Source organism: Sphingobium sp. SA2 (assembly GCF_032227065.1).
In the GTDB taxonomy this organism is placed as follows: domain Bacteria; phylum Pseudomonadota; class Alphaproteobacteria; order Sphingomonadales; family Sphingomonadaceae; genus Sphingobium.
The window spans coordinates 233761-251066 of record NZ_JAPMXX010000006.1 but is presented as its reverse complement, the minus strand read 5'-3'; the positions used below and the strand labels follow the sequence as shown (position 1 = coordinate 251066).

Genomic DNA, 17306 nt, shown 5'->3' with positions numbered 1-17306 from the left:
GCCAAAAGGCAGGGTATCGGAATGGACGAGTTTATCGAAGGCTGGACCGCGCGCCATGGCGCGACCCGCGATCAGTTGCTGCCGCTGCTCCATGCGGTGCAGGAAGAGGCGGGCTATGTTCAGGACGCTGTCGTGCCGCTGATCGCGCGCGCGCTCAACCTGTCCCGCGCCGATGTGCATGGCGTCGTCACCTTCTACCATGATTTCCGCCGGACCCCTTCGGGCCGCCATGTCGTCAAGCTGTGCCGGGCCGAAAGCTGTCAGGCGCGCGGCGGCGCGGCGATCGAGGTGGCGGCGGCGCAGCGGCTCGGCGTGGCGATGGGGGCAACGCGCGGCGATGGCGCGGTCAGCCTGGAGCCGGTCTATTGCCTGGGCCTCTGCGCGATCGGGCCGAATGCTTTGGTCGATGGCCGCCCGGTGGCGCGGATTGACGGTGCGGCGCTGGAGCGGATCGCGGCGGAGGTGGCGGCATGAAAATCTATATAAGCCGCGACATGGCCTCGGTCGCGCTGGGCGCGGATGACGTCGCCCACGCCTTCGCCGAAGCCGGTTGCGCGGTGACCCGCACCGGATCGCGCGGGCTGTTCAGCATCGAACCGCTGGTCGAGGTCGAGAGGGCGGACGGCCGCATTGCCTATGGCCCGGTGGGGCCGGGCGATGTGGCGGCGGTGCTGGACGGCACCCACCCCAACCGGCTGGGACCGATCGACGCGCTGCCTTTCTTTGCCGGGCAGCAGCGCTTCACCTTCGCCCGCTGCGGCGTAATCGATCCGGTCTGCCTGGACGATTATGCCGCGCATGGTGGTTGGAAGGGCCTGGACGCGGCGCGCGCGCTTGCCCCCCAGGCGGTGGTCGATGCGGTCAAGGCGTCGGGCCTGCGCGGGCGCGGCGGGGCGGGATTTCCGACCGGGATCAAATGGCAAACAGTGCTGGATGCACCGGGTACGCAAAAATATATCGTCTGTAACGCGGACGAGGGCGACAGCGGCACTTTCGCCGACCGGATGCTGATGGAGGGCGACCCCTATTGCCTGATCGAGGGTATGGCGATCGCCGCCCATGCCGTCGGCGCGCACCATGGCTATATCTATATCCGCTCCGAATATCCTTTCGCCATCTACACGATGCGGCTGGCGATCGAGCGCGCGGCGCAGCGGATCGCGCCCTTCACGCTGGAAGTGCGCGAGGGGGCGGGGGCCTATGTCTGCGGCGAGGAAACGGCATTGCTCGATTCGATCGAGGGCAAGCGCGGCCAAGTGCGCGCCAAGCCGCCTCTGCCTGCGCTGAAAGGCCTGTTCGGCCAGCCGACCGTCATCAACAATGTGCTGAGCCTCGCCGCCGTGCCGTTCATATTGGCGGAAGGGGCGGAGGCCTATGCGGGCGTCGGTTTCGGCCGGTCGCGCGGGACGATGCCGGTGCAACTGGCGGGCAATGTTCGGCATGGGGGCCTCTATGAGATCGGCTTTGGCATCACGCTGGGCGAGTTGGTGAACGATATTGGCGGTGGCACGGCGAGCGGTCGTCCGGTCCGCGCGGTGCAGGTGGGCGGGCCGCTCGGCGCTTATTTCCCGCCCAGCATGTTCCATCTGCCGTTCGATTATGAAGCTTTTGCGGCAGCGGGTGGCCTCATCGGCCATGCCGGGATCACGGTGTTCGACGATAGCGTGGACATGGCGCATATGGCCCGTTTCGCGATGGAATTTTGCGCCGCGGAAAGCTGCGGCAAATGCACGCCCTGCCGGATCGGATCGACGCGCGGGGTGGAGATTGTCGATCGGATCATGGCGGCGCGACCATCCTCTCAATCCGTTCGGGCTGAGCCTGTCGAAGCCCTGTCCTTTTCTTCAAGAAAGGAAGGCCCTTCGACAGGCTCAGGGCGAACGGGGGAGGGGTATATCGATAAAGCCCTTTATTCCCGTTCCCCATCCCGCATCGACACCTCCCTCGACGCACAGACCACCCTGCTGCGCGACTTGTGCGATACGATGAAATATGGCTCGCTCTGTGCGCTGGGGGGCTTCACCCCCTATCCGGTGCTGAGCGCTCTCGACTATTTTCCAGAGGATTTTGGCTTGGCCAAGTCCGTTCAGGAGGCTGCGGAATGACCTACACCCGCGAAACCGATCATGGCACCCCGGCGGCAGTCGCCACGGGCAAAAGCGTCTCGCTGACCATCGACGGGCAGGCCGTGACCTTGCCCGAAGGCACCAGCATCATGCGCGCCGCCTCGCTGCTCGGCGGCTCCATCCCGAAACTCTGCGCGACCGACAATGTCGAGAGTTTCGGCTCCTGCCGCCTGTGCCTGGTCGAGGTGGAGGGCCGCAACGGCTATCCCGCCTCCTGCACCACGCCGGTCGCCGAAGGCATGGTGGTCCGCACCCAGACCGAGCGGCTCAAAAAGCTGCGCCGCGGGGTCATGGAACTCTATATCTCCGACCATCCGCTCGATTGCCTGACCTGCGGCGCGAATGGCGATTGCGAATTGCAGGATCAGGCAGGCGCCGTCGGCCTGCGCGACGTGCGCTATGGCTATGATGGCGCGACCAATATGGGCCAGGCGAAGGACCAGTCGAACCCCTATTTCGACTTCGATCCCAGCAAATGCATCGTCTGCTCCCGCTGCGTCCGCGCCTGCGACGAAGTGCAGGGGACGTTCGCGCTGACGATCGAGGGCATGGGGTTCGACTCCAAGGTCGCCGCGTCGCAGGGCGAGGATTTCCTCGGCTCCGAATGCGTCTCCTGCGGGGCCTGCGTTCAGGCTTGCCCGACCGCCTCACTGATCGAAAAGAAGGTGGTGGAGGTCGGCACGCCCGATCGCGCCATCGTCACCACCTGCGCCTATTGCGGCGTCGGCTGCACCTTCCGCGCGGAAATGCGGGGCGAGGAACTGGTCCGCATGGTGCCATGGAAGGACGGCAAGGCCAATCGCGGCCATAGCTGCGTCAAGGGCCGCTTCGCCTGGGGCTATGCCCAGCATCAGGACCGCATCCTCAATCCCATGATCCGCGCGTCGGTCAGCGAACCCTGGCGCGAAGTATCGTGGGACGAGGCCATCGCCCATACCGCCAGTGAATTTCGCCGCATCCAGGCGAAATATGGCACCCGTTCGATCGGCGGCATCACGTCCAGCCGCTGCACTAATGAAGAAACCTTTTTGGTTCAAAAGCTGATTCGCCAGGGCTTCGGCAACAACAATGTCGATACCTGCGCGCGCGTCTGTCACTCGCCGACCGGCTATGGCTTGAGCAAGACCTTCGGCACCTCGGCCGGCACGCAAGATTTCGACAGCGTGATGCAGGCCGATGTGATCCTGGTGATCGGCGCGAATCCCACCGACGGCCACCCCGTATTCGCCAGCCGCATGAAAAGGCGCCTGCGCCAAGGCGCAAAGCTGATCGTCATGGACCCGCGCCGCACCGATCTGGTGAAATCGCCCCATGTCGAGGCGGATCACCACCTGCCGCTGCGCCCCGGCACCAATGTCGCGATGCTGACCGCGATGGCGCATGTGATCGTGACCGAGAAACTGTACGACGAAGCGTTCATCCGTGAACGCTGCGACTGGGACGAATTTGCCGACTGGGCGGAGTTCGTGTCGCAAGCGGCCCGCTCGCCCGAAGCGATCGAGCCGCTGACCGGCGTGAAGGCGGACGAAGTGCGCGCGGCCGCCCGCCTCTATGCCACCGGCGGCAATGGCGCGATCTACTATGGCCTCGGCGTCACCGAACATAGTCAGGGCAGCTCCACCGTCATGGCGATCGCCAACCTCGCCATGGCAACCGGCAATGTCGGGCGCGAAGGCGTGGGCGTGAATCCGCTGCGCGGCCAGAATAATGTCCAGGGCGCCTGCGACATGGGCAGCTTCCCGCATGAATTCAGTGGCTATCGCCATGTGTCCGACACGGCCACGCGCAGCCTGTTCGAACGGGCCTGGGGCGTGTCGCTCGACGCCGAGCCCGGCCTGCGCATCCCCAACATGCTCGACGCCGCGACCGACGGGACGTTCAAGGGGCTGTTCGTGCAGGGCGAGGACATCCTTCAGTCCGACCCCAATACCCATCATGTCGCGGCGGGCCTGGCGGCGATGGAATGCGTGGTGGTGCAGGATCTGTTCCTCAACGAAACCGCCAATTATGCGCATATCTTCCTGCCGGGATCGACCTTCCTGGAAAAGGACGGCACCTTCACCAATGCCGAACGCCGCATCCAGCGGGTGCGCAAGGTGATGGCCCCGCTCAACGGCCATGCCGATTGGGAAATCGTGCAACTGGTCGCCAACGCCATGGGCCTCAATTGGACCTATGATCACCCTGCGCAGATCATGGACGAGATTGCCGCGCTCACCCCGACCTTTGCGGGCGTCCATTATGACCGGCTGGAAGCGGAAGGGTCGCTGCAATGGCCCGCCAATGACGCCGCGCCCGACGGCACGCCGACCATGCATGCCGATGGCTTCGTGCGCGGCAAGGGCAAGTTCGTCGTCACTGATTATGTGCCCACCGACGAAAAGACCGGCCCGCGCTTCCCGCTGCTGCTGACCACCGGGCGCATATTGTCCCACTATAATGTCGGGGCGCAGACGCGGCGGACGGCCAACACCGCTTGGCACCCGGAGGACAGGCTGGAAATCCATCCCTCCGACGCCGACAATCGCGGCCTCAAGGATGGCGACTGGGTGACATTGCGCAGCCGCGCGGGCGAGACGACCTTGCGCGCGCAAGTGACCGAGCGGGTCGCGCCGGGCGTCGTCTATACGACCTTCCACCATCCAGAGACGCAGGCGAACGTCATCACCACCGACTATAGCGACTGGGCCACTAACTGCCCGGAATATAAGGTGACGGCGGTGCAGGTGATGCCATCCAACGGCCCCAGCGACTGGCAGCAGGATTATGCCAGCCAGGCGCAGAGGAGCCGTCGCATCGCGCCGCTGGAAGCGGCGGAATAGGACCAGGCCGATGAGCGACGAACCCCAGATCATGTCCACAGCCGATCGGCTGGTCTATATGGCGCATCAGATCGCCCGCAATCTGGCGACGATGGGCGAGGCCAAGGCGACCGAAACCCTGGCCGAGCATCTGGCGAGCTTCTGGGATCCCCGGATGAAAGAGCGGATCATCGCCATGGCGCAGGACGAGCCTGATCGCTTTTCGCCTGTCGTCGCGGCGGCCGTCGCCCGACTTGCAGGCGGCAGGCCGGTGCCGCAGGATCAGGCGACGCCATTCAACGCGGTGAATGAAGCCGGGCATTGCGACGCGGGTTGACCATCGCTACCCCCACCCGATGATGGACAGGCCAGCCGACAATGGGACGATGCGGTTCGACCGGCTGACGCCCGATGGCGCGACGCATCCGATTGATCGCGTGCTGGCACAGGAAGTCCCGGTCGCGATCGAGTTGAGCGGCATCGGCTATGCGGTGCTGATGGCGACACCCGCGGACATCGATGATCTGGTGCTGGGCTTTGCGCTGGCCGAACGGTTGATCGAGCCGGGCGACGGGGCGTTCGCGGTCGATGTCCATGCAACGCTGCAGGGACTGGTGGCGCGCGCCACCCTGCCGCCCGAACGGGTCGAGCGGCTGCTGAACCGGGTGCGCCATCGCGCTTCGGATTCCTCCTGCGGCCTGTGCGGCATCGAAAATCTGGAACAGGCGATCCGGCCGCTGCCGCGCGTGACGGCGCAGGGCAGGGCCGACCGGGCGGCGATCTTCCGCGCACTGGCGGCGATGCGCGATCATCAGCCGTTAAATGCAGCGACCGGCGCGGTCCATGCCGCCGCCTGGGTCGGCGCGGACGGCGCGATCCGGTTGGTGCGCGAGGATGTCGGGCGGCATAATGCGTTCGACAAGCTGATCGGCGCTATGGCGCGCAGGGGGGCGGACTGGGACGGCGGCTTCGCCCTGCTCTCCTCACGCTGTTCCTATGAACTGGTGGAAAAGGCGGTGCTGGCCAATTGTCCGTTGCTCGTCACCATCTCCGCCCCAACCCAGTTGGCAGCAGACCGCGCGGCGGCGGCGGGCCTGCCACTGGTGGTCCTGGCGCGGAGTGACGCGGTGCTGGCGCAACACCCCAAAAATCCTCCCCTGTAAGGGGAGGTGGCTGGCTGTAGGCCAGACGGAGGGGTGTCGCCCCATCGATAGGGCGACACCCCTCCACCGCCTTCGGCGGTCCCCCTCCCCTTACAGGGGAGAATTACCGATCACCGAAACACCCACTGCCGATTAAGCACGAACACCAAAGCCGGCGTCACGAACAGCATCGCCGGGATCGGCGACCAGGCGGGCCAGCCCATATGGGTGACGCACAACCACACCCACAGCGCATTGAGTGCATAGCTGACCAAGGACACCGCCACGAATTTCGCCCCGCGCGCCGCATGGCCGTCATTCGCCCCCTGACCGCGAAAGGTGAAAGCGCTGTGCGCGACATAGCCGATGACGACCGCCGCGCCATAGCCGATCAGATTGGCGATCTGGACATGCAGCCCGGCATAGGTGGCGAGCGACCAGTAGATCGCGGCTTGGCAGGCGGTGACGAACAGGCCGGTCAGCCCATAGCGCACGACCTGCCAGAATAGCGCCCGGTGCTGCGGCGACACGCGTTGCGCGAATTTCATGGCTGGCCCCCGTTGCGCTTTGATGCGCAGCCTCTAATCCACGGGCATGACCTTGCATAGCGGCGAAACCCTGCGCGCCCGCGCCTGCCATATCGCGGCCTTCCTGTCCGCCTATGGCGCACGCCATTGGAAATGGCTGACCTTTCTGATCTGGATCGCCATTGCCGTGACGATGGTGGCGACGCGCTGGTCCGCCATTCACTGGCTGGTGCTGGGCGATACCGACGACAATATCCGCTATGTCCAGGTCAAGGACTGGCTGGCGGGGCAGGGCTGGTACGACCTGCGCCAATATCGGCTCGATCCGCCGGGCGGGGCGAATATCCACTGGTCGCGGCTGGTTGATATTCCGCTCGCCGGACTGATGCTGTTCTTCCGTGCCTTCGTCGATCAGGGCATGGCCGATCGGCTGGCCTGCGGGGTCGCGCCCTTGCTGCCGCTCTTGCTGCTGATGCTCAGCCTCGGCTTTATCGGGCGACGGCTGGCGGGGCCGAATGGCTGGTTGCTGGCCGTACTGGCGCCGCTCGCCGCGCAAATGGGCTTTGGCATGTATGCGCCGATGCGGATCGACCATCATGGCTGGCAATTGGCGCTGGCGCTGACGATGCTGGCCGGGGTGATCGACACCAACCGGTTGCGCGGTGGCATCATGGCCGGGGTTAGCAGCGCGCTGTCGATCACGATCGGCATGGAGATGATCGTCTATCTGGCGGCGGGCGGCGGGCTGATTGCGCTGCGCTGGGTATTTCGCGACGGCGCGGAGCGGCGGATGCTGCCCTATGCGCTCAGCCTCGGTGGCGCGACCTCGCTCTGCTATCTGGTTTTTGCCAGCACCGCCAACCGCGAACAGGTCTGCGATGCGCTCTCGCCGATCTGGGTCGCGATATTCGGCGCGGCGTCGGCGGGCATGGTGCTGCTGGCGCTCGCGCCCTTGCGCGGCTGGATCGCCCGGCTGGGCGCAGGCGTGATCGTGGGCGGCGCGGTGGCATTGTTCTTCTGGCTCAACTGGCCCCAATGCCTCAGCCCCTATCAGATTTCGCCCGAACTGGAGCGGCTGTGGCTCGCCAACATCCGCGAGGCCAAGCCGATCACCGCGCAGGCCCAGTCGATGGTGGTGCCGTTACTGGCGATTCCGCTCGCCGGGCTCGTCGGGCTGCTCTGGGCCTTGTGGGATGCGCGGCGCGACGCTGAGCGGCTCTGGGCCTGGGCCACCGTGGGGCTGATGATGATCTTCGCCATCGCCTTGCTCTTCTGGCAGTTGCGCGCAGGACCAGCAGCGCAATTGCTGGCGATCCCGCCTGCCGCCTGGGCCGCGCATCGGCTGGTCGCCGCCATCCTGACCGGATCGCGCCGGGCGAAGATTGCAGGCGGGGCAGGGGCGGCGCTGCTCGTAGCGATCGCCTGCGCCTATCCGCTCTATCCGCAAGTCGTGAAACTCTATCAACAGGCGACCGGTAAGACGCCGCGTCCCTGGCGCCCGTCCGCCGTGGCGCGCACGGATGCGATCAAGAAAGCGAACGGGCGCTGCCGGACCCAGCCTGCGCTCGCGGTGCTGGATCAACTCCCGCCCGCGACCATCTTCACCATGGTCGATCTGGGGCCGCGCCTGATCGCGACCACACATCATAGCGCGCTCGCCGGACCCTATCACCGCAATGGCGCGACGATCCTCGACATCCACCATGCGTTCGACGGCCCGGCGCGCGACTTCCGCGCTATCGCGGCGAAGCATCATGCGACCTATCTGCTGGTCTGTCCCTGGTTCCCCGAAGGCACCATCTATCAGTCGCGCAATCCCACAGGTTTCTATGCCGACCTGATGCGCGACAAACTGCCCGACTGGCTGGTGCCGGTGCCGCTCAACACGGGCATGACCTTGCCCTATCAACTCTACCGCATCGATTATTCAGCGCCGGGCGGCAAAAAAGTCCCGCAACAGCGCTGAGGCTTCCGCTTCCGCCAAGCCGCCATAGACGTCCGGGCGGTGCAGGCATTGCGGCTGGGCGAACAGGCGCGGCCCTTGCTCGATCGCGCCACCCTTGGGATCGCCCACCGCATAATAGAGCCGGGCGATTCGCGCGTGGGAGATTGCCCCCGCACACATCGGGCAGGGCTCCAGCGTCACCCACAGGTCGCACCCCGTCAGGCGAAAGTCATTGAGATGCGCCGCCGCCGCCCGCATCGCCACGATTTCGGCATGGGCGGTCGGATCGCAATCGCGCCGGTTGCGATTCTCGCCCTCGCCGATGATCACGCCGTCCCTTGTTACGACGGCACCGATCGGCACTTCGCCCGCCGCCTCGGCCAAACTGGCAAGATCGAGCGCGCGGCGCATCGGGGCGGGCAAGGGAAAGGGCGGAGCCATGGCTCCGCCCGTTACAGGATCAGGCGGGGGAGGGGAAGAATCAGGGCTTCTTCACGTCCACCGTCGGCACTTCGACGGTTTCGGTGCGGCTGCCGACATCGACCTTGGCGACATTGGCCTCATATTTGGGCAGCGTGCCCTCCTTGACCGCGATCTGCGGCAGCTGACCGTCGCGCGTCTTTTGCAGGTCGATAAAGCCCGTGGCGATGCCCCCGGCCAGGACCAGCAGGATAATGACGAGTAGACCACCAATGAATCGCATTTCGACCTCCCTTAGGATAACAACGGCTCAACGCAGGCCTCACCCAAAGGGTTGCATCCGACGCGCGCGGGTTGACGGGAGCCACGAATCCCATTATCGGCGCGACTTTCCGAACGAACCCGAATTACAAGGTTGATTGACTATGTCGCGCATTTGCGAGCTGACCGGCAAGGGTCGCCAGGTGGGTCACAATGTTTCCCACGCCAATAACAAGACCAAGCGGGTGTTCCTGCCCAATCTGCAGAATGTTTCGCTGATCTCCGAAACGCTGGAATCCAGCGTGAAGCTGCGCGTGTCGACCCATGGTCTGCGTTCGGTCGAACATAATGGCGGCCTCGACAACTGGCTGGTCAAGACCAGCGACGACAAGCTGTCGCTCAAGGCCCGTCGCCTCAAGCGCGATATCGTCAAGAAGCAGGCTGCCACCGCCGCCTGATTTCATCGATTCGTTTCGGCATAAGAAGCGGCCCCGCAACGGGCCGCTTTTTTGCGTGATGGACTGTCGGCCCATGATCACTTGATGGGTGAGGGCGGACCGCTCACTTTTTTTTGCCCGCGCCCCGGCCCGCGATACGGTCGAGGGCGCGGCGTTCGGCTTGGCTTGCGCTATTGTAGGTCTCTTCGCTCGCCAATTTGCGCCAGCGCTCCAGACGTGTGCGCTCAAGCTGTCCGCTGGCGATAGCGGTCTGAACCGCACAGCCCGGTTCGACATCATGGGTGCAGTCGGAAAAGCGGCAATGGTCCGCCATATCGACGATGTCGTCGAAAACCTCCGCAATGCCCGTTCCCGCATCGACCAATTGCAATTCCCGCATGCCAGGCGTGTCGAGTAACCAGCCGCCACCTTCCAGCCGGTGCATCTCGCGTACTGTGGTCGTGTGCCGCCCTGTATCATCGCCCTTGCGGATGGCCTGCGTCGCTATGCTATCGGAACCGCGAAGGCTGTTCACCAACGTCGATTTGCCGACGCCCGATGACCCCAGAAGCGCGACTGTCTGTCCCCTTCCACACCATCTGGAAAGACGCGCGACACTATCCCGATCCCGCCCGTCAATGGCCTCGACCGCCAACCCCGGTTGCAAATCCCGCACGGCTGCAACGAAAGCGTCTGGCGTGTCCGTCAGGTCGATCTTGGTGAGAATCACGACCGGTTGCACGTCGACCTCTCGTGCCAGCACAAGATAGCGTTCCAGCCGCGGAGCGCTGAAATCTTGATTGCAGGAAGCAACGACAAATAGCGTATCCACGTTCGCGGCGATCAATTGCGTCCTTTTATCGTGGCCGGCCGCGCGTCGTTTGAACAAGTTGGCGCGTTGTAGGACATGCTTGATCTCAAACGTGGCATTGTCGATCAGCAGCCAGTCGCCGACCGTGGGATGTTCTTCGGCCATCGTGGCGTCGGCGATATAGGGGGAGATCAGCCGCGTCGTTCGCTCACCCGCCACCGCGATCTTGCCGCGATGAACGGCCATGACTCGGACGGGATGGCATTCCGCAGCCTCATGGGTCGCCATCTGGGTGCTGAAAAAGGACCGCCATCCAAGCTCTTCCAAAGTCTCAGTCATTATGTCCACATATCCATCGCGCCGTTCCTGGCTTTTAATCCCCATGGGCTGTGCGCAGCTACCAAGACAAGATGTTTAAAATAACGCCGTCTCCGTCGCGCATGGTGGAGGCCGTCGAACGATCACCCGTAAAATTCGCTCTCGATTTTCGAAAGCGTGTCGAAGCCATCGGCGATATGGCCACGCATGGCGGCTTCGGCGCCTTCCGCATCGCCCGCCAGCAGCAAGGCGACCATCTTCTTGTGATCGGCGTTCGCGGTGCGCAGGCGGCTTTCGTCGTAGAAGCTTTCGAACAATAGCCGGTGGATGGGGACGTTCAGGCGCTTGAGCAATTCGGCGATGACGCTGTTGCCGGACCCCTGCACGATGATCCGATGCCATTCGAGATTCAACCGGCCAAAGCGGTCGGGCGCGCGATCGATCACGCACTGGTCCAGTTGGTCCTGCACCGCGCATAGTTGGCGCTTATCTTCGTCCGAGGCATTGCGCGCAAAATCCGCGGCGCAGATCCCTTCCAACGCAATGCGAGCGCGATAGATTTGCGCGACTTCCTCCAGGCCCGTGCTCTTGACGGAGGCACCGCGAAACTCCTCGATCTGGACAAGGCCTTCCCCCTCCAGACGTTGCAGCGCCTCGCGCACCTTTGACCGGCTGGCCCCAGTCTGGCGGATGATGTCGACCTCCACGAGCCGCTGTCCCGGCGAAAAACGCCCGTTTCTGATGCGGTTGCGGACCCAGTCCGCCACTTCCACGCCCGTTGGCGCGCGTTTTTCCATACCGTCCATGGGCAGATAGTCTCGCCATCGGACAATATTGTCAACAATATTGTCAGCGAGTTTTTGGTTGCATCGGCCTGCCTGATCGCTGATGAAATTGTCAACAATAGGAGAGAGCGATGCAGGCGGCGCGATCAATCGCAATGCTGGCGGCCTTGGGGGTCGCCATGCCGGGGCTGGCCAGGGACTATGCCGATGTGCAGCGCAGTTCGGTCTATGTGCCGGTGCGCGATGGCACGAAGCTGGCCGTCAACCTGTATCGCCCCAGCGACAAGGACAAGGTCGCGGCCGATAAGCTGCCGGTGATCTTCGTCTTCACCCCTTATCGGGCACGGTTTCGGGACAAGGATGGCGCGATCAAGGAAGTCGCCCTCGACGATCGGCTGGCATTACGATCGTTGATCAAGGCGGGCTATGTCGTCGCTGTCGCGGATATTCGCGGCAAGGGCGCGTCCTCTGGTCGCCGTCACGGTTTTCAGGACAGGACCGAAGCGCGCGACGGCCATGATCTGGTCGAATGGCTGGCGCGCCAGCCCTTTTCCAGTGGCAAGGTCGGCATGATCGGTTGCTCCTATCTGGGCGGCACCACCTTCCACACCGCCACCACCGCGCCGCCGTCGCTCAAGGCGGTGTTCGTCGGCGCGTCCGACCTCGACAAATATGCCTTCGTTCGGCGCGGCGGAATCACGGCGCAATTCAACACCCGTCCGGACGAGCCGCTGAGCGACGATCTGGCGAGCCTGCCGGTCGATGGCGACCGCGACGGCGCGCAATTGCAGGCGGCGGTGCAGCAACATGCGAAGAACACGCCGATGGCGGCGCTATGGTATGGCATGCCGTATCGCGACAGCGTGTCGCCGCTGACCGGGAACGCCTTCTGGGAAGAGGTCGGCGTCTATCGCTATCTCGATGCGATCCGGCAGGCGGGGATCGCCACCTATTTCTGGAGCAATTGGCAGGACGAACCAACCGCCCAGTCGATCCTGAGCGCAGCGAACATGGCGGGATCGAAGTTCCTGGCCGGGCCGGGCAGCCATTGCGTGCCGCCGCCGGGGTTCGACTTTACCGGAGAGGTCGTGCGCTATTTCGACCATCATCTCAAAGGCGTCGCCAATGGCATCGCCGCCGAACCGCGCGCGACCTATTGGGTCGAGGGGCTGGACGGCAAGGGCGGCTATGTGCGGTCCAACAGTTTGCCGGGCGAAAGCGCCAAGCCGATCCGCTGGTTTTTCGACGCGGGGCGGAGCGGCACGGCCCGGTCGGTCAATGACGGACAACTGGGCACCCAGACGGGCAAGGCAGGTACAGACCGGTTTACCGTGCGCTACGACCTGCCGCCCGCCGACTATTTCGCCTTCTGGGCCAAGCCGATGGATGACAAGGGGCTGAGCTATACCAGCGCGCCCTTGGCCGAGGCGACCAAGCTGATCGGCTATCCGGTTGTGCGGTTACGCGTTTCGGCGGACAAGCCCGACGCCAATATCTTTGCCTATCTCGACCAGGTGGCTGCCGATGGCACGACGGAAGTCGTCGCCTTCGGGCGACTGGCCCTGTCGCATCGCAAGACGGGCAAGCCACCCTATGAGACGATGGGCCTGCCCTGGCATTCTGGTTTGTGCGCTGATGTCGCGCCATTGCCGCCGGGGCAGCAGGCGGACCTGGCGATCGACCTGACGCCGGTGTCGCGGGTCGTGCCGGCCGGGGCGCGGCTGCGCGTGACGATCGCGGGTGCAGACCCGCGCCAGCGCAACCTCAAGGATATCGAACAGAAACCCGCACCGGTCATCACCGTGCAGCGGGGCGGAACGAGGGCATCGTGGATCGAACTGCCGGTCGCGGATTGAACGACGGCGCAATGATAATGGCCGCGCAACGCGGCAAGGGAGGATGGCATGAACAGGAATCGTAAAGGTGGGATCAGCCTGCGGGCCGCTTTGCAGATCGGCTGCTGCGGGATCGCTGTAGGTCTATCAGCTGTGGCGGCAGCGCAGGAGGAGGCGAGCACCGCCGACATCGTCGTCACCGGCAGCCGCGTGCGCGGCGCGGCCCCCGTCGGCTCCACCGTCACAACGCTCGGCCGGGCCGAAATGGAAGCGTCCAGCGCCGTCACGGTCGATCGCATGATCAAGGAAATTCCGCAGGTCTTTGACCTTGGCGTGTCGGAAAATTCACGCGGCCAATCGGGCGGCAGCGGCAACATCACCTATGGCAACTCGGTCAATCTGCGCGGCATCGGCCCCTATGCCACGCTGGTCATCATCGACGGTCATCGCGTGACCAACAACAGCCGGTCGATCGACCCCTCGGTCCTGCCCTCTCTGGGGGTCGAGCGGATCGAGGTCGTGGCGGATGGTGCATCGGCCGTCTATGGGTCGGATGCCGTGGCTGGCGTGGTCAATCTGATCCCGCGCCGGTCGCTGGACGGGGGCGAAGTCTTTGCCCGGTCGGGCATCGCCTCACGCGGCGATTTTCATGAAACGACGCTCGGCGCAGCCATCGGCAAAGTGTTCGACCGCGGGCAGATCATGGTCGCCTATGAGCATGTCGAACGATCGAACCTGAGCGGCGATGATCGGTCCTTCTTCACCAGTGACCAGCGGGCGTCAGGCGGCGGCGATTACCGGATCGCGCGCTGCGCACCCGGCAACATCAACGCCAATGGCACCACCTATGCCATTCCGACAGGTGGCGTGACGCAGGCCAATGCGGGATCGCTGGCGGCAGGCACGATCAACCGGTGCGATGAGCTGGCCAATCAGGATTTGATGCCGGAACAGAATTATGACTCGGTCAACAGCACGGGCCGGTTCGAATTTAACGATTGGCTGAGCGTCTTCTACGATGGCTTTTATTCCAAGCGGAACTTCTATCGCCAGTCGGCCTATTCCAACGCCCGGCTGACGGTACCGCAGACCAATGCCTTTTTCGTGCGGCCCGCAGGCTTTACCGGCACCAGCTACACGCTCGATTATAATTTCCGCGACGACGTGCCGACCAATGACAGTTTCGGATCGGCCGAAAGCTGGCAGATCACGCCCGGCGTGCGCGCCAAGCTGCCCCATGATTGGGAAGCCGAAGCCTTGTTCGGCTATGGCAAGACCAATGATTTTTCCGGTTCCTATCATGGCATCAACAATGCAGCGCTCAACGCGGCACTGGCGAGCAGCGATCCTGCCACGGCGTTCGATCCCTATGGGCTGGGACGCACCAGCGAGACGCTATTGGCGACGATCGCCAACCAGATATTCCTCGCCCCCACCAATGGTCGCCTGAAAACCTATGAGGCCCGGCTCAACGGACCGCTCTTCACCCTGCCCGGCGGCGCGGTGAAGCTGGCGACGGGCTATGAACGGCAGGATTTCACCGTTGCCCTGGGGTCTGCGCGAGGCGCGCCGACCAACCCGATCACCTTCCGCCATTTCGGCCGCAAGGTGGATTCGGTCTATGGCGAACTCTACATCCCCATTTTCGGCGCGGACAATGCGATGCCGGGGTTCGAGCGGCTGGAACTGAACGCAGCGGTGCGCCACGACAAATATAGCGACGTCGGATCGACCACTAACCCCAAATTCGGCATCAATTGGCAACCGGTGCGCTGGGCCAAGCTGCGCGCCAGTTACGGCACATCCTTCCGCGCGCCGACCATTCCGGAAATCTATGGCAATTCCAACAATATCTTCGGCCAGAGCTACCAGAATCCGGCCGGTGGCGCGCCGCTGCAGGGCTATGCTCTGTCTGGTCCCAATCTGGACCTGAAACCCGAAACGGCAACGACCTGGTCGATCGGTGCGGATTTTGATCCTTTGCCCAACCTGCGTTTTGGCATCACCTATTGGGACGTCAAATATGAAAATCAGGTGCTCGCCAATCTGTCGAACCTGACCATCCTCGGCAATGAAGCGGAATATGCCGGGACCGACATCATCCTGCGCGGGGCGGCCGCGGCGGCGCGAGTACAGGAATTGCTGACGCAGGGCGTGGCGCTGGCAGGCGGCTCCTTCCCCGGCGGCGATCCGGCGAACGTCACGCTGTTCGTCGATGGGCGCAGCCAGAATCTGGGCGTATCGGTGACGCGCGGCATCGATTTTACCGGCACCTGGAACACCCGGCTGGGCGCGAAGGACGCGTTGACGGTCAATATATCCGGCACCTATCTGACCAAATATAATGTCGCCGTGACACCTGCGGCGCCTCTGGTCGATCGGCGCAATATCATCTTCAACCCGTTGAAGCTGAAAGCGCGCGCAAGCGTGACATGGGATCATGGCCCGTTCAGCGCACGAGTGCTGGCGACCCATGTCGGGGGCTATCGCAACAATCTGTCGAGGCCGGTGCAGTCGGTAAAAAGCTATACGCCGGTCGATCTGACGCTGAACTGGAAGGTTGGCGATCAACAGGCCGACGGCTTCTTCGAAAAGGGACTCGTGCTGGGGCTGGAGGTGCGCAACATGTTCGATATCGCGCCGCCCTATGTGAACCTGGCGCCCAATGGCAATGGCGGCGGCGGCTATGACGCGACGGCGAGCGACCCGATCGGGCGGCTGTTCGCGGTCAGCGTGCGCAAGTCCTTCTGACGCGGAGCGGATGACAGCGTGACACAGGATGCGATCTCGATCGTGCTGACAGGCGATCTGGTTCTGGACGAGCCGGATGGCGCCTATTGGCTGGCCGGGATCGCGCCCGCGCTGCGCGCTGCGGACCTTTCGATCGGCCATTTGGAGGTGCCGCATACGGTGCGCGGGGCGGAGTTGAAAGGCGATGTCCCCGCACCCGGCGCACCGCCCGAAAATCTGGCCGCCATTGCCGATGCGGGCTTTGCCATGCTGAGCTTGGCGGGCAATCACATCGCCGATTGCGGCGCGGAGGGCATAGCCGATACGATAGCGGGACTGGATGCGCTGGGCGTGGCGCATTGCGGCGCGGGGCTGACGCTCGCCGCCGCACGCGCACCGGCCATCGTCACGCGTGGCGGACATCGGATCGCACTGCTCAGCTATAATTGCGTGGGTCCGGTCGCAAGCTGGGCGAGCAAGGATAAAGCCGGATGCGCCTGGCTGCGGATCGAGACGGCCGACGGCGCGCCGATCGCGCCAGCGGCTGCGCTCGCCACGCTGACGGACGAGGCACGCGCCATGCTCAAGGGCGACATTGCCGCCGTTCGGGACCAGGCCGACATCGTGCTGGTCGCGCTACACAAGGGCATCGTCCATACCCCCGTCCAGTTGGCGCCCTATGAGCGGGCGGTGTCGCATGCCGCGATCGATGCGGGCGCGGATGTCGTCATCGGCCATCACGCCCATATCGTGCGGGGCATCGAATTTTACCGGGGCAAGCCGATCTTCCACGGGCTTGGCAATGGCTGCGTCGTGACGAGCGCGCTCAGCCCGGCGCAGGACCATCCGGCGCGGGCGGAATGGGCGGCGCGGCGGCGGACTTTGTTCGGGTTCGAACCCGACCCGGCCTATCCGCTCGCGCCTTTTCACCCCGAAGCGGTCAATGCCTTTCTGGGCCATGTCACATGGGATGCGGACCGGACCATCGGGGTCCGCATCATTCCGGTCGATGTCGAGCCGCCCGGTCGTCCAACACTAGCGTCGGCGACGCGCGCGGCGGAGATTTGCGCCTATGTCGAACAGATCACGCACGCTGCCGGGCTACCGGCGATCACAATCAGCAACGACGGCCGGGTCGAAGAGGTGACTGCATGAATGCTGCCAGGAC

General features: G+C 64.2%; 15 protein-coding genes. 10 read left to right on the top strand and 5 right to left on the bottom strand.

The annotated features are described in order from the left end of the window. Positions 1-21 precede the first annotated feature (21 nt). Genes OVY48_RS08675 through fdhD form a run of 5 tightly spaced genes read left to right on the top strand, consistent with a single transcriptional unit; the run spans position 22 to position 6090 of the window. Positions 22-474, top strand: a complete 453-nt coding sequence (locus OVY48_RS08675; RefSeq protein WP_313922530.1) for an NAD(P)H-dependent oxidoreductase subunit E — start codon at positions 22-24, stop codon at positions 472-474. Then, positions 471-2105, top strand: coding sequence for an NADH-ubiquinone oxidoreductase-F iron-sulfur binding region domain-containing protein (locus OVY48_RS08670; RefSeq protein ID WP_313922529.1), 1635 nt, complete (start codon positions 471-473; stop codon positions 2103-2105). The genes OVY48_RS08675 and OVY48_RS08670 overlap by 4 nt, the downstream gene beginning before the upstream one ends. Further along, the gene (fdhF, locus tag OVY48_RS08665) at positions 2102-4948 is read left to right on the top strand and encodes a formate dehydrogenase subunit alpha (protein WP_313922527.1); all 2847 of its coding nucleotides are present in this window, start codon (positions 2102-2104) and stop codon (positions 4946-4948) included. Before OVY48_RS08670 ends, fdhF begins: the two co-directional genes overlap by 4 nt. A gap of 10 nt (positions 4949-4958) precedes the next feature. Next, positions 4959-5264 carry a formate dehydrogenase subunit delta gene (locus OVY48_RS08660; protein ID WP_313922526.1) on the top strand — a complete coding sequence of 102 codons (306 nt, stop codon included), beginning with the start codon at positions 4959-4961 and terminating at the stop codon, positions 5262-5264. Between the two features lie 22 nt (positions 5265-5286). After that, positions 5287-6090: a formate dehydrogenase accessory sulfurtransferase FdhD gene (gene fdhD / locus OVY48_RS08655; RefSeq protein ID WP_409593655.1), complete on the top strand. Its 804-nt coding sequence runs from the start codon at positions 5287-5289 to the stop codon at positions 6088-6090. Positions 6091-6200: 110 nt separating this feature from the next. Here fdhD and OVY48_RS08650 read toward each other — a convergent pair whose 3' ends face one another. Then, positions 6201-6617: a GtrA family protein gene (locus OVY48_RS08650; protein ID WP_313922525.1), complete on the bottom strand. Its 417-nt coding sequence runs from the start codon at positions 6615-6617 to the stop codon at positions 6201-6203. Positions 6618-6663: 46 nt separating this feature from the next. Between OVY48_RS08650 and OVY48_RS08645 the strand changes: the two genes are divergently transcribed. Next, on the top strand, positions 6664-8562 hold the full coding sequence (locus OVY48_RS08645; protein WP_313922524.1) for a hypothetical protein: 1899 nt from the start codon (positions 6664-6666) through the stop codon (positions 8560-8562). Here the strand turns inward: OVY48_RS08645 and OVY48_RS08640 are convergent. Continuing rightward, entirely contained in the window at positions 8524-8982 is a 459-nt protein-coding gene (locus OVY48_RS08640; RefSeq protein ID WP_313922523.1) for a nucleoside deaminase, read from the bottom strand. The two genes, OVY48_RS08645 and OVY48_RS08640, sit on opposite strands and share 39 nt — an antisense overlap. Before the next feature lie 40 nt (positions 8983-9022). Beyond that, positions 9023-9244: a hypothetical protein gene (locus OVY48_RS08635; RefSeq protein ID WP_043151936.1), complete on the bottom strand. Its 222-nt coding sequence runs from the start codon at positions 9242-9244 to the stop codon at positions 9023-9025. Between the two features lie 142 nt (positions 9245-9386). On the opposite strand from OVY48_RS08635, the gene rpmB reads away from it, so the two are divergent. Next, on the top strand, positions 9387-9680 hold the full coding sequence (gene rpmB / locus OVY48_RS08630) for a 50S ribosomal protein L28 (protein ID WP_043151934.1): 294 nt from the start codon (positions 9387-9389) through the stop codon (positions 9678-9680). A 103-nt stretch (positions 9681-9783) separates the two neighbouring features. Here the strand turns inward: rpmB and rsgA are convergent, their stop codons facing one another. Together rsgA and OVY48_RS08620 are read right to left on the bottom strand one after the other, a co-directional pair. Then, on the bottom strand, positions 9784-10809 hold the full coding sequence (rsgA, locus tag OVY48_RS08625; protein ID WP_313922521.1) for a ribosome small subunit-dependent GTPase A: 1026 nt from the start codon (positions 10807-10809) through the stop codon (positions 9784-9786). 122 nt (positions 10810-10931) lie between these two features. Beyond that, complete coding sequence (locus OVY48_RS08620; RefSeq protein WP_313922519.1) at positions 10932-11594, bottom strand: GntR family transcriptional regulator; 663 nt, start codon at positions 11592-11594, stop codon at positions 10932-10934. Positions 11595-11704: 110 nt separating this feature from the next. On the opposite strand from OVY48_RS08620, the gene OVY48_RS08615 reads away from it, so the two are divergent. Genes OVY48_RS08615 through OVY48_RS08605 form a run of 3 tightly spaced genes read left to right on the top strand, consistent with a single transcriptional unit; the run spans position 11705 to position 17293 of the window. Then, positions 11705-13429 carry a CocE/NonD family hydrolase gene (locus OVY48_RS08615; protein WP_313922518.1) on the top strand — a complete coding sequence of 575 codons (1725 nt, stop codon included), beginning with the start codon at positions 11705-11707 and terminating at the stop codon, positions 13427-13429. Between the two features lie 48 nt (positions 13430-13477). Beyond that, a complete protein-coding gene (locus OVY48_RS08610; RefSeq protein WP_313922516.1) occupies positions 13478-16159 on the top strand; it encodes a TonB-dependent receptor domain-containing protein in 2682 nt (893 codons plus the stop codon). A gap of 18 nt (positions 16160-16177) precedes the next feature. After that, on the top strand, positions 16178-17293 hold the full coding sequence (locus OVY48_RS08605; protein ID WP_313922515.1) for a CapA family protein: 1116 nt from the start codon (positions 16178-16180) through the stop codon (positions 17291-17293). Positions 17294-17306 lie beyond the last annotated feature (13 nt).